This is a genomic window from Arthrobacter sp. CMU6, assembly GCF_059090205.1.
This window is the reverse complement of record NZ_JBNHFL010000056.1, coordinates 1-12,084: the sequence shown is the minus strand read 5'-3', so window position 1 is coordinate 12,084 and position 12,084 is coordinate 1. Positions and strand designations below refer to the sequence as shown.

Below are 12,084 nucleotides of genomic sequence, written 5' to 3'. Positions count from 1 at the left end.
TCAGGGCCGATGCAACGGATCAACCGCGAGCCATTTGTGATGCTCATCACTTGTGATTCGTTCCCCAAACTGTCACATGAACATCCGTATAAGTCAATCGTTCAAAAGCGGGCATGAGTTTGACCAACTAGAGGTGAGTCACTCCTTGGACCATTGACTAGAACGGGCGTCCATGTAACAGTGTTGGGACTCACCAAGCCCGTCATGGTCATAAGGCTGATGCACCAAGGCGGACCGCACGTCAGGAACGGTTACAAGAACAATGACTACAACCATCCATCCATACCCTGCGATGCCGACAGGGGAAGCGGTCGAGTCCTGGCCGGCGTCCTCCATGAAGGTTATGAAGGACGAATGGCCGCGATTGCGGTGCAGGTTCATCAACTCCAAGCCCGTCGGTTCCTGGAACGAGTTCATCCTGTCCGAGTGGGAACTGGAAGCCTGCGGCTGGGAAGACTTCCACCCCCACAGTGAAACGAACTTCGTACTGGAAGGCGAACTCCACGTCCAGAGCGAAGGCAAGACCGTCGTCCTGAAGCCGGGCGACGTGGCACGCGTCAATCCAGGACAACTCGGCCGCTACTGGGCACCGGTCTACGCACGCATGGTCACCACCTACGGCCCCAACCCCCACGGCGTCGAATCGCACTCCTTCCGCTACTTCGAACTCTAAGAGACCTAGTCCCGGGCGCCGCCGCGACCCACTTTCGATCGCCATGACGGCCCGGGGTTTCCGTCTTGCCCCTGCTGGCAAAACGGATGCGGGAGGAGCAAGAAATCTTCCGACAGGCCATGCCTCAAGCATTTGGCTGCGGCTAAGAAGTTGAAGCAGATGCACTATACCTGCGTCAGACGAGAGCTGTGTTGAAACGCCGGCTTGAAGATCTTGAATCTGAATATTTGAACAGGTTTGGGGTCGACGTCGGGAATGTTGTTGTCGCCGTAGGCCTCACATCCGCGATGGCGAAACGCTCCCTGCGGTTGACAGGGCCGCCACTCAGGTCATCGCCGACTCAACCCGAACTTTCAGTATTGGGAGGCACTCAAGCCCGCAGCATAGGGAGAGTGGACCAGGCGACATTCTGAGGGCCAGGAACGCGTCGACAACGATATGAATGTGACATTGCGCCAAACAAGGAGCGGTCAGGTGTCAGGGGTTCAGCGACTCCCGCAGCTGTTGAAGTGCGTCACGAACGACGGTGTCGGATCGGTGGATTTCCCTCACATTCATCCCTGTAAATTCTTTTACTGCACGGCGCATGCTTTGCACATTACTGAATCCGCACGATGTCGCTATTTCTGAGTAGGTGATCCTCTGGGCACTGGCCTGAAGGAGGAGCTCGAGGGCCTTGCGGGTTCTCAGGGCGCGTATCCGCTCACCTAGGCGGAGTTCGTCATTCTCGAAAAAGTAGAACAGAGAGCGACGGGAGAGGTTGAACCTTTCGGCGACCATGGCCACGTCCAGATCGGGGTTGTCATAGCTGGCATCAAGGTATTTCTTCACCGCCCGACGTAGGGCCAGTTTCTGCGACTCATCGTCGATCGGCGTTTCGAGCAGCGAACCCACCAGGGTTGCCATCACGGATCGGAGGATGTCTGCGGTTCCCGATGTCTCCCGGTCGATGCCTGGTCGCTTCCAGGACAGCAGCGCAGGGATCACGAAAGTACCCACAATTGGGTGCCTTGCCAGGTCAGGCAGGCGAAGCAGGGAGCGCAGTTGGGCCTCGCTCACGTTCAGGCTGCTGCGGTCGATGTTGAGCTGCAGGGCGTGAAAACCTTCGGGGGCATCGAAACTTCCGCCCAGCGAGGTATCGATGAACCTGACGGAGCCCGGTGATACTGGCTCAGGCACGCCGTTCAGAGCCAGGGTTAGTCCCGGCGCCTTGCGGAAGTACGCCAAGCGCAAATCCGTGGTGTCGGGATTCGGTGCCCACGACCCCAATGCGGGAGCGTTGAACATTTCTATGAGGCTGAAGCCCGGCCCGGCAAGATTAATGGCTGAAGGATTGAAGGATAGAGGAGTCTTGCTTGCCGACTTTTCCAACCGCATTGGCGTTTCGACGGCATTGCCGTACCAGGCTCGCCAATGTTCAAACCTCTGTTCGGGATTGAGCCCCTCCGGCACTGCGTATCGCAGCAGACGGCCGCTGTTCCCGGTCGCGGATTGAGGCATGCCATCCTCCTTTTCACCAGCAGTACCATCATGGCGTCCTTGGGAACGGCCACGACGTCTTGACGAAGCGGTTGCGGTGTCGCATGGGCTGGCCAGAAAGGACCTCAGCTGTTAGCACCATTTTACCTGCGCACCTTTGGCTGGCGCGCTGAGGGGCTTACGCGCTTATGGGTTTAGTTGCCGGGACCCTACACGACGAGTATTTCCGGCCCCGAAGCCTGGGTGAGCATGCCCCTGAATAGGGCGGGTACTCGGAGAAACAACCCAAGCCGGCGCTCCACACCACCTCTTCATTCAGAGAAGTGATCAAGGAAATGCGTCCTGCAATTGTTTGGCCACCGCGTCACGGAGCGGCGGAGATGTCCGTGCGACGTTCTCCACTTTCTGGAGGCCGTGCGTATTTTCGTGGCCGCCGGAATGCAGACTGGTCGCGAGATCATTGACTCGGTGAGGGGCGAGGGCATATTCGACGGCCAAGATGCTGGCGCCAACCACTCCGGCTTCCCGCCCGGTTTCGGATTGAGTGATATTCAGGTGCTGGGTCGCTAACGGCGTTGAGCGTGCATATACCGTTTCGCGGATCCCGGCAATCAAGTGTTCTCCGGATTGTGCAAGCGATCCGCCGACGACAATCAGGGAGGGGTTGATGAAGCTCACGCACATGTTGAGCATTTCTCCGATGTCGCGACCAGCCTGCCGGACGGCTTGAATAGCAGCCAAATCGCCGGAACGCACGAGTGAGACGACGTCGTTCCCTGTGGTGGCCTCGAGTCCATTTTCGCGGAGCTGTGCGGCGACGGCCGGGGCTCCTGCTATGGCCTCCAGGCAGGCAGTCTTGCCACAGCGGCACTGAATTCCTGCCGCCCTGGAAACAGCAATATGGCCAACGTCTCCAGCGACTCCTGCCGCGCCCCGCTGCAAGATTCCTCCACTAACGACCCCCGAGCCGATACCTGTGGCGACTTTAAGGAAGATCATGTTGTCCTCATTGGGCCAGCGGGTCGCCCGCTCACCGAGGGCCATGAGGTTGACGTCGTTATCGACGAGTACGGGAACGTTAAAGGTCTGCTGAACGTAAGCGGGGACATCAAATCCGTCCCATCCTGGCATGATCGGCGGGCTGGTCGGCTTTCCGGTGGAGTGTTCTACCGGACCAGGTAGTCCGATGCCGACAGCGATGACATCCGTCGCTGGACGTTTCATCGCTTTCAAATGTCCCGTCAGCGTCATTGTCAGCCAGTCCAGAACAGTTTTCGGTCCGCACGAAATCTCAAGTCGTTCGGTGGTTTCCATGAGTACCCTTCCCGACAGGTCGGTAAGTGCCACGGTCGCGTGAGTGGCCCCTACGTCAGCGGCAGCCACTACCCTTGCAACGGGGTTGAAGGCTAGGCGCGCGGACGGGCGGCCTCCAGTGGAAGCCGCATCTGACACGGGTACAACTAGCCCGAGTTTCAGGAGCGGCTCAAGGCGAGAACTGATGGCGGCTCGACCCAGACCCGTTATCCCGGCCAGGTCTGCCCTGGTTCGTGGGCATCCGTCCCGCAGGATGTGCAAAAGTTCGCCGGGGCCGCCGTTGTCCATGTGTCTCCGTTTCGGGGCTCGAAAGAGGTGAATAGTGAGACTGAGGACTTGACGCATCAGGCTCACAGGACCCCGAGGGGCCTCGTCTCCACTCAGTGTCAAGGTGTCCAGTCGTTCCCGTCCACTCGTCGATGTGTTTAGCATCAAAAAGTGCAACTTGCGTGTATGTCCCATGGCTAACAGCGTCAAAAGGTGCAGACTTTTGCTGGGTGACTGACTAAAGCGCCGTGGTGCGTGTCACTGTTTGGGCATGGAAAACGACAGAACCACGACAGCCCCCTCCCGGTTACGGGCCGGGTTCGTTGGTGCCGGGTTCATGGCTGAGGTGCACAGCCGAGCGGCCCGTGCTGCCGGGGCGGAAATCGCCGGCATCGCGTCCTCGAGCCCTGCCAGTGCCGCCCGCGCCAAGGACCGCTTCGGCGTCGAGCAGGCTTACGCCTCCGCCCAGGACCTCGTCGAGGACGACATGATTGATGTCATTCACGTCTGCACCCCGAACGCCACCCACCTGGCCTTGGCGGAGGCCGCACTGAAGGCGGGCAAGCACGTTGTTTGTGAGAAGCCTTTGGCTACCAACGTGCAGGATGCGGCCCATCTGGTGGAGCTAGCCGCAAGCGCCGGGACGGTTGCGACCGTTCCCTTCGTCTACCGGTTCCACCCGATGGTACGGGAAGCCCGGGAGCGCATTGCATCCGGTCAAACGGGACGGATCTCCACCATTCAGGGATCCTATCTTCAGGACTGGCTGCTGTCCCGGGACGACGACAACTGGCGGGTGGATGCCGGTCTCGGAGGAGCGTCACGCGCGTTCGCCGACATCGGCTCCCACCTGTGCGACCTGATCGAATACGTCACCAGTGACCGGATCATCCGGGTCGGCGCAATTAGCCGCACACTCTTCTCGGGCCGGGCAAACAACAAGGACGTCCAGACCGAGGATCTCGTTGCGGCTGTATTCACGACTGAGGCCGGCACTGTGGGAAACCTCCTGGTCAGCCAGGTCGCACCGGGCCGGAAAAACCGGCTGATGATTGAGATCTCCGGCACCGAAAGCACGATTCAGTTCGACCAGGAAGCCCCGGAGACGTTGTGGCTTGGTAAACGGGCCGGCTCCGAGCTGCTGGTCCGTGACCCGGATGCGCTTAGCCCCGAAGCGGCACGCCTCAGTGTCCTGCCAGCAGGGCATCCGCAGGGTTATCAGGATGCCTTCAACGCATTTATCGCCGATACCTACGCCGCAATCAACGGAGACATCCGCGATGGCCTGCCCACATTCCGTGACGGCCTCAGGTCAGCCGTCCTCACCGAGAGCATCATCGAATCCAGCAAGTGCGGCGAATGGGTCGACGTCCCCGCTGTGAAAGAACTAGAAGGAGTGCAGTAATGAAAATTATCCAGGTAGGCCTCGGCGCGTGGGGCGCTTCATGGCTGAACGTGATTCACCAAAGCAAGACCTGGGAGCTGGCCGGCGTTGTCGACGTCAACCCCGACGCCGCACGGGCAGCAGGTCAACAGTACGGAATCCCCGCCTACGCCACTATCGAAGAAGCGCTGAACCACAAGGAAACGTTCGACGCTGTCCTGGTCATCGTACCGCCCGAGTATCATGCAGCCGTGGCCATCCCGGCCCTTGAAGCCGGCGTGCACACTCTGATCGAGAAGCCCCTCGCACACAACCTTGAGGACGGCATCCGCATCATCGAAGCGGCGGAGAAATCGGGCAAACAGGCCATGGTGTCGCAGAACTACCGTTTCAAGCGCGCTGCGCGCACCGTTCAGCGCCTCATCCGCGAAGGGGTCATCGGAGACCTCGAGCACGTCTTCATCGAGTACAAGAAGAACCCGCCGTTCGAAGGGTTCCGACTGGAAATGGATGAACCCCTGATCGTGGACGCCATGATCCATCACCTTGACCAGCTCCGCGGCATCGTCGGTGTCGAACCCACCGCCGTCCGCGCACGGTCCTGGAACACTGGCACCTCCAGGTTTAAGGGCAACGCCTCCGCGGTCGTGCAGTTCGACTGCGACAACGGTGCCCGCGTCGTATACACCGGTTCATGGAGCTCCTACGGCCCTCAGACCAGCTGGGACGGCGACTGGGAAATCCAGGGCAGCAAGGGCGCCATCACGTGGAAGAACAACGAGGTCACCATCAACTTCGCCTCACTGTTCGACACAGTATTCCTCGCCGGCGCGGTGGAACGCTCCGGCGTCATGCACGTCGACCTGGACCCGTTGCCGGTCGAGGAACGCCTGGGGACCCTCGCAGCGTTCCGCGAAGCCATCGAAAGCGGCCAGAAGGCTGAAACGGACGTCACGGACAACATCCAGAGCCTGCAGCTGGTCATGGCCACCGCCGACTCCGCCCGCCAGGACGGGGCACCGATTCCCTTGAAGACCAACGCCGAACTCTTCGGCAGCAACTAGCACTTCCGACCCGAGGAAGTGTCGAAATGACTGGAGAAACAACCATGCAGCCACAATCAACCACCGGCGGCGCCGGCACGGTTCATACTAAGGCTGGCCCCGGCAAGTCCGGGGACGAGACCCGATCAAAGCTTTCCGGTGTCGGCAGCTTCATCGGCGCGCAAGGTCTGCTCGTCGTCGTCCTGCTCTTCGGTGTACTGCTGACCTTCCTCAGCCCGGTGTTTCTGACCCCGGTGAACCTGGTCAACTTGCTCTACCAGTGCACCATTCTGGGCGTATTCGCCATTGGCATGACCTTCGTAATCCTGACAGGTGGCATCGACGTCTCCGTAGGTTCCACCGCGGCACTGGCCTCCGTGCTGTCCATGGGCGTCATCGTGAAAATGAACATGCCCGCCGAAGTCGGCCTCCTTACCGGGCTGGTCGTCGGCGGGGTCGTGGGGGCCCTGAACGGGCTGATGGTCACGAAACTGGGCATATCCCCGCTGATCGCCACGCTCGCCACCCTGTCCGCCGGATCCGGCATCGCCTTCGCCTACACCGATGGCGGCAACATCACCCCGGTTCCGAAGCTCCTGACCAACATGGTCAGCGCAAAAATCGCCGGCGTCCCCTTGCTCATCCCGGCAGTCCTGGTGCTGGCCTACCTGGCACACCTGGCGCTGACCCGCACGACCTACGGGCGCTCCATCTACGCCGTAGGCGGCAACAAAGAAGCCGCGCTTCTGGCCGGTATCCGAGTGGACCGGGTAACCATGAACGCCTACGTCATTGCCGGCCTCTCAGCCGGAATGGCAGGCCTGCTGCTCACCGGCCGCCTGGCCTCGGGCAGCCCGCGTGCCGGCGACGGCATCGAACTGACCATCATCGCGGCAGTCGTCATCGGCGGCACCAGCCTCTTTGGCGGCCAAGGCAACATCAAGGGCACACTCCTAGGCGTGTTGCTGATCGCCATGGTCTCCAACGCCGTGAACCTTCTCGGCATCCCTTCTTCATACGACAAGATCGTCCAAGGCGTCGTCATCTTCGCTGCCGCCGCCCTGGACGTCTACCGCTACAAGTACGTCAAGCGGAACCTCTCAAGGAAACGCAAGATCGGACCCGCGCCCGCGGCAGACCAGAAAGCGGTTAGCCCCAAGGTGACGGAATCCGGGCAAGACCATGCCGCCGGGACACGTGCCTAGCCTCCTCTTTACGACCGCGAGGACGCACCTCCGGTGTAACCGTCGAATAACCAACAGAAAGAGTACGTCAATGAAGACCTCACCCAAATTGGCGATCCTTGCGGCAATCTCCGCCGCCACGATTGCCCTCAGCGGTTGCGGCGCATCCCCCTCTTCATCTCCCCAAGGCGCCAGCGGCGGAGCCAAGCCAAAGAAGATCGCGGTACTGCTCTACAGCCAGAGCTTTGAATTCATGGTCGCCCTCGGACAGGGCATCAAGGACAGAGCCAAAGAACTGAATGTCGACGTGACGGTCCTGGACGCCAAGGGTGATTCCAGCACGCAGATCAGCCAGATCCAGGACCAGCTCGCCAAGGGCGTAGACGGCATCGTCCTGAGCCCGAACAACTCGGCCGAACTCGCCCCCGGGGTCCAGATGATCCACGACGCCGGAAAGACGGTCACCACGGTCGACTCGGTGATCCCCGGCGACGTCGCCGACGCGGCCGTCGCCTTCGACAACAAAAAGGCCGGGAAGCTTGGCGCCGAGGCGCTGGCAAAGCTGATGGGGAAGAAGGGAACGGTACTCGAATACCAGGGAGCGAAGGGCGCCTACCACGCGATTCTCCGTGGTGAGGGCTTCACCGAGGGCATCAAGCAATACCCCGACATTAAGGTCATCTCCCGCGACGCACAGTGGACAGCCGACAACGCCCTGTCCCTGACTGTGGACAACTTCACCTCGGATCCGAGCATCAACGGGCTCTTTAGCCACAACGACGAGATGGTCCGCGGCGTCGTCTCCGGCCTCTCTCAGATCAACAAGGCCGCCCCCGTCGGCGCCGCCGGCCACATCCCGCTCGTCGGAGTGGACGGCACACCCCTGGCACTGGACCGCATCCGCAAGGGCGTCCAGGACGCCACGATGGACCAGAACCCCTTCGAGATGGGAGCACTGGCCCTTCAGGCCCAAGTTGATCTGCTGGACGGCAAGCAGGTCCCGAAGATGCAGCTGACCGACACCAAGCTCATCACCAAAGAGAACGTCGATGACCCCAAGCTCTGGGGCAACATCTTCAAGGACTAGAGCCCCATAGCTCTAAAAGCCGGGCCGAGCCCCGCAGCTTGGCCCGGCAGAACCAATAATTCCAACTCAAGGAGAAACAGTGTCCCGCTTTAAGTATTCCTACAACGCCATCGTTTACTACCAGGAAGAAATCGCCAAGGGAATCGACCGCGTCGCCCGCTACGGCTACGACGCCATCGAACTCGTAGGAGAACCTGCAACGCACAACGTCGAAGAAATCAACCAGCTGACCAAGGATGCCGGTATTGACGTCAGCTCCATCTGCAGCATCTGGTTTGGGGAGGAACGCGACCTGATCAATCCCAGCGCCGCCAACCGGCAGAAGGCCCTGGACTACGGCAAGTCGGTAGCCGACTTCGCCGCCGGCGTCGGAGCCCCGACCATCATCGTCGGACCATCCCCGGTCGGCAAGACCGAGGCGTTGGCCAGTGACGAACAGGAATGGGAATGGGCCGTGGAGAACGTCCGTACGCTCGGTGAATACGCCGCCAGCGTGGGCATCAACATCACCCTTGAACCGTGGAACCGCTACGAGACGCACTTCCTGAACCGGCTCGACCGCGCCGTTGAACTCCTGGACGCTACCGGTCTGAAAAACGCCGGCGTGCATGGTGACCTCTTCCACATGAACATCGAAGAAGACACCATTCACGGCGCCTTCGCCCGTGCCGGCAGCAAGGTCAACCACGTCCACCTAGCCGATTCAAACCGTGCAGCCCCCGGCGTAGGACACATCGACTTCCGTCCGACACTGCAGACGCTGAAGGACATCAACTTCGACGGCTACCTGACCTTCGAACTCCTGCCCGCCGCATCAAACCCCTTCGCCATGATGGCACGCGGCGGCCACCTGGAGTTCCTGGACCCCTACACCGAAAAGGCCATCAACGAGATGAAGAAGCTGGAACAGGAGCTGTGGCCCAATGAGTAAATACGAATTCGGGGTCAGCACTTTCATCCTGGTATCCCCTTTCACCGACCAGGACGTTGACCAGTTCGACGTTGCCAAGGAAATGGGATACGACCTCATCGAGGTCTGCATCGAAGACCCCGGTGTGGTCAGCGCAGGTGCGCTCAAGAAAGCCTCCGAGCGAACCGGACTGCCCGTGTCCATCTGCGGTGCGTTCGGACCCGACCGGGACGTCTCCCACGAGGACCCCCAGAAGCGGCAGCAGGGCATCGACTACTTGAAGCTGTGCGTCGACATCGCCCAGGCAGTCGGTTCCCCGCACGTGGCCGGCCCGATGTACTCCGCTACAGGAAAAGCACGGCTGCTTCCCCCGGAGGAACGCCGCCAACAACGCCAGTGGGCTGCGGACAGCCTCCGCGAAGTGGCAGACTACGCGGCCGAACGCGGCGTCACCCTTGCCATCGAACCGCTCAACCGCTTTGAAACCGACCTGGTCAACACCGTCGAACAGGGACTGGAACTGTGCGAGCTCATCGGCCGTGACAACGTCGGGCTCATGCTGGACACCTTCCACATGAACATCGAGGAGAAGCACATCGGTGAAGCCATCACCTCAGCCGGTGACAAGGTTTTCCATTTCCAGGTTTCCGAGAACGACCGAGGAACGCCCGGCAGCGGCCACGTCCCGTGGTCTGAAACCTTTGAGGCGCTGAAATCGATCGATTATCAGGGCTCCATCGTCGTGGAGTCCTTCCTGCCCACTGTTGAGGAAATCGCGAAAGCCGTGTCCCTGTGGCGCCCTGTAGCGCCGTCCATGGACGCACTGGCCCGTGACGGACTCACGTTCCTGAGGAGGGAACTGCCGTGACCGAGAAGCCCGGAGGTGCTCCGGCCATCGTCGAAGCACGCAACCTTGTAAAAATGTTTCCGGGCGTTGTCGCCCTCTCCGGCATGAACTTTGAGCTTCATGCCGGAGAGGTGCACTGCGTTGTCGGCGAAAACGGCGCCGGGAAATCGACGCTGATCAAGACACTGAGCGGTTTTTACACTCCCGACGAAGGCGGGGTCTACGTCGACGGCCAGCTCATGCACGCCAGCACCGTGGCATCCAAGGCCGCCGGCATCGCCACCATCTACCAGGAGCACAACCTGGTGCCCGACCTGTCAGTGGCGGAGAACATCCTTCTCGGCAACTGGGGCGGTAAAAAGGGATTCCTCTCCCGGCGGGAGATCCGCAAACGCGCCCGGAAAGCCCTCGACCAGGTCGCGCCGCACCTCGCCCTCGACACCCCCGCCATGGCCCTATCCACTGTCGACGGCCAGATGGTAGAAATCGCCCGCGCCATGGCCCAAGATGCCAGAGTCATCATCATGGACGAACCCACTACCGCCCTGACCGAGCACGACGTGGAGAAACTCTACAAACTGGTCAACGAGCTCCGTGCCAACGGGATGGCCATCTTGTATGTGTCCCACAAGCTGGAGGAAGTCTTCACCCTTGCCGACAAGATCACTGTGATCCGTGAAGGTAAAACCGTGGCATCCTCCCTCCCGGCGAACGAGCTCGACGCCCGCTCCGTGGTGCAGCTCATGGTCGGCAAGGACGTTGATCTCTATGAGCATATTCCCCGTGAACGCGGCGATCTGGTTCTGGAGGCGCGCGGCCTGAGCCGTGCAGGCGCCTTCGCGGACGTGGACCTGAAGCTGCACGCCGGCGAAATCGTCGGATTGGCCGGGCTCGTGGGCGCCGGCCGTACCGAGGTCGCCCGCTGCATCTACGGCGCCGACAAGGCCGACGCAGGAACCGTCGAGATCGGCGGACGAAAGATTCGCCTGCAAGATTCGACTGCGGGGATCGCAGCGGGAATCGCACTCGTCCCCGAGGAACGGAAACTGCAGGCCATCATCCCGATGCTGTCCATCCGGGAAAACACCACGCTGACACTCTTGAAACAGGTCAGCCGGTGGGGCGTGCTGAAGCTCGGCTATGAAAAGAAAATGGTCGGCAAATATATCAAGGAACTTGATGTGAGGACGCCGTCGGCAGAAACACCGATCCAGTCACTGTCCGGCGGAAACCAGCAGAAGGTCATCATCGCTCGATGCCTGGCCAGCAATCCGAAAGTGCTTATCCTGGACGAGCCGACCAAAGGCATTGATATCGGTGCGAAGGCCGAGATTCATCGCCTGATTGAGCAGCTCGCCCGCAAAGGCGTGGCGGTCCTCGTGATCTCGAGCGAACTCCCCGAACTGCTCGAACTCTCCGACCGGGTGATGGTCATGCGAGCCGGCCGAGTCGTAGCGGAACTGGACAAGGCCCAGGCAACCAAAGAGAACGTTATCGCTTACGCCGCGGCGTAAGCGATACGCACCAAGGAAGGCAACATAATGACAGACCAACAGACCCGGCCTTTCACCCTGTTCACCGGCCAGTGGGCCGACCTGCCCTTCGAGGAAGTCGCCAAGCTGGCCTCCGGCTGGGGTTACGACGGACTGGAGATCGCCGTCTCCGGCGACCACCTGGACGCCTGGCGCTGGGACGAACCCGGCTACGTCGAGTCCAAACTCGCCGTCCTGGACAAGTACAACCTCAAGGTCTGGGCCATCTCCAACCACCTCAAAGGCCAGGCCGTGTGCGACGACCCGATCGACTTCCGCCACGAAGCGATCGTCGGGTCCCGGGTCTGGGGCGACGGCAACCCCGAAGGCGTCCGCACCCGCGCCGCCGAGGAAATGAAACACA

Annotated in this window: 10 protein-coding genes and 1 pseudogene; 9 read left to right on the top strand and 2 right to left on the bottom strand. The window is 60.9% G+C overall.

Going from position 1 to position 12,084, the window contains the following annotated elements:
* Positions 1 to 262: 262 nt before the first annotated feature.
* Positions 263 to 673: a cupin domain-containing protein gene (locus AC5RWD_RS22655; RefSeq protein ID WP_494022177.1), complete on the top strand. Its 411-nt coding sequence runs from the start codon at positions 263 to 265 to the stop codon at positions 671 to 673.
* A 477-nt stretch (positions 674 to 1,150) separates the two neighbouring features.
* Here the strand turns inward: AC5RWD_RS22655 and AC5RWD_RS22650 are convergent, their stop codons facing one another.
* Entirely contained in the window at positions 1,151 to 2,173 is a 1,023-nt protein-coding gene (locus AC5RWD_RS22650) for an AraC family transcriptional regulator (RefSeq protein WP_494022176.1), read from the bottom strand.
* A gap of 306 nt (positions 2,174 to 2,479) precedes the next feature.
* Positions 2,480 to 3,754: an ROK family transcriptional regulator gene (locus AC5RWD_RS22645; protein WP_494022175.1), complete on the bottom strand. Its 1,275-nt coding sequence runs from the start codon at positions 3,752 to 3,754 to the stop codon at positions 2,480 to 2,482.
* Between the two features lie 250 nt (positions 3,755 to 4,004).
* Between AC5RWD_RS22645 and AC5RWD_RS22640 the strand changes: the two genes are divergently transcribed.
* The 8 genes and pseudogenes from AC5RWD_RS22640 to AC5RWD_RS22605 form a co-directional block, all read left to right on the top strand.
* Positions 4,005 to 5,138 (top strand): Gfo/Idh/MocA family protein, encoded by a 1,134-nt coding sequence (locus tag AC5RWD_RS22640; protein ID WP_494022174.1) that lies wholly within the window; start codon positions 4,005 to 4,007, stop codon positions 5,136 to 5,138.
* Positions 5,138 to 6,181, top strand: coding sequence for a Gfo/Idh/MocA family protein (locus AC5RWD_RS22635; protein WP_494022173.1), 1,044 nt, complete (start codon positions 5,138 to 5,140; stop codon positions 6,179 to 6,181). The genes AC5RWD_RS22640 and AC5RWD_RS22635 overlap by 1 nt, the downstream gene beginning before the upstream one ends.
* A gap of 26 nt (positions 6,182 to 6,207) precedes the next feature.
* Positions 6,208 to 7,365 (top strand): ABC transporter permease, encoded by a 1,158-nt coding sequence (locus AC5RWD_RS22630; protein ID WP_494022172.1) that lies wholly within the window; start codon positions 6,208 to 6,210, stop codon positions 7,363 to 7,365.
* Between the two features lie 70 nt (positions 7,366 to 7,435).
* Complete coding sequence (locus AC5RWD_RS22625) at positions 7,436 to 8,431, top strand: sugar ABC transporter substrate-binding protein (RefSeq protein ID WP_494022171.1); 996 nt, start codon at positions 7,436 to 7,438, stop codon at positions 8,429 to 8,431.
* A 79-nt stretch (positions 8,432 to 8,510) separates the two neighbouring features.
* Positions 8,511 to 9,362: a TIM barrel protein gene (locus AC5RWD_RS22620; RefSeq protein WP_494022170.1), complete on the top strand. Its 852-nt coding sequence runs from the start codon at positions 8,511 to 8,513 to the stop codon at positions 9,360 to 9,362.
* On the top strand, positions 9,355 to 10,209 hold the full coding sequence (locus tag AC5RWD_RS22615) for a sugar phosphate isomerase/epimerase family protein (RefSeq protein WP_494022169.1): 855 nt from the start codon (positions 9,355 to 9,357) through the stop codon (positions 10,207 to 10,209). Before AC5RWD_RS22620 ends, AC5RWD_RS22615 begins: the two co-directional genes overlap by 8 nt.
* Positions 10,206 to 11,702, top strand: coding sequence for a sugar ABC transporter ATP-binding protein (locus tag AC5RWD_RS22610; protein ID WP_494022168.1), 1,497 nt, complete (start codon positions 10,206 to 10,208; stop codon positions 11,700 to 11,702). The genes AC5RWD_RS22615 and AC5RWD_RS22610 overlap by 4 nt, the downstream gene beginning before the upstream one ends.
* Before the next feature lie 27 nt (positions 11,703 to 11,729).
* Positions 11,730 to 12,084: pseudogene (locus AC5RWD_RS22605) on the top strand (sugar phosphate isomerase/epimerase); the annotation flags it as partial.

What these genes read in the sequence shown, in the direction of transcription:
- AC5RWD_RS22625 (WP_494022171.1), top strand. Translation starts at nt 7,436, where the DNA reads ATGAAGACCTCACCCAAATTGGCGATCCTTGCGGCAATCTCCGCCGCC.
- AC5RWD_RS22655 (WP_494022177.1), top strand. Translation starts at nt 263, where the DNA reads ATGACTACAACCATCCATCCATACCCTGCGATGCCGACAGGGGAAGCG.
- AC5RWD_RS22645 (WP_494022175.1), bottom strand. Translation starts at nt 3,754, where the DNA reads ATGGACAACGGCGGCCCCGGCGAACTTTTGCACATCCTGCGGGACGGA.
- AC5RWD_RS22615 (WP_494022169.1), top strand. Translation starts at nt 9,355, where the DNA reads ATGAGTAAATACGAATTCGGGGTCAGCACTTTCATCCTGGTATCCCCT.
- AC5RWD_RS22640 (WP_494022174.1), top strand. Translation starts at nt 4,005, where the DNA reads ATGGAAAACGACAGAACCACGACAGCCCCCTCCCGGTTACGGGCCGGG.
- AC5RWD_RS22635 (WP_494022173.1), top strand. Translation starts at nt 5,138, where the DNA reads ATGAAAATTATCCAGGTAGGCCTCGGCGCGTGGGGCGCTTCATGGCTG.
- AC5RWD_RS22630 (WP_494022172.1), top strand. Translation starts at nt 6,208, where the DNA reads ATGACTGGAGAAACAACCATGCAGCCACAATCAACCACCGGCGGCGCC.
- AC5RWD_RS22650 (WP_494022176.1), bottom strand. Translation starts at nt 2,173, where the DNA reads ATGCCTCAATCCGCGACCGGGAACAGCGGCCGTCTGCTGCGATACGCA.